Origin of the sequence: Larkinella sp. C7 (assembly GCF_006149005.1) — a bacterium.
GTDB lineage: Bacteria > Bacteroidota > Bacteroidia > Cytophagales > Spirosomataceae > Larkinella.
This window is the reverse complement of the sequence record NZ_VBSL01000232.1, coordinates 1-353: the sequence shown is the minus strand read 5'-3', so window position 1 is coordinate 353 and position 353 is coordinate 1. Positions and strand designations below refer to the sequence as shown.

Here is a 353-nt window from a genome sequence, read left to right as displayed (position 1 = left end):
TGCCCATCATAGCCACCTGTCGCGGTTTTGAGGACATAATTTTTTGACAGGTCAAGGCCGTCCAAGTCACTGCTGCTTCTGATGACCTGATAAGGTGCCACAGTGACACCAGCCTTATTTGACAGAAAATCTTTTTCAAAGATGCGGTTTTGGGAAATGCGGAGCAGGTCTGTGCCCTGCGGTAGCTGACCTGGCTTGACAACAGCGTCAAGGCCGTCTGCATCCACATTTTCAAACTCATAGGTCAGCACATCGCAGCGCTGGGCTAATTGACGCAAAGCATCTACGTCATCATAAGGCGCCACAATCATATCGCTGACCTTGGAGGCCGGGCAATCAGCTGTCGGATCCAG

Annotated in this window: 1 pseudogene; it reads right to left on the bottom strand. The window is 51.3% G+C overall.

The features are described from left to right. A pseudogene (locus FH871_RS35235) lies at positions 1–353 on the bottom strand (hypothetical protein); the annotation flags it as partial.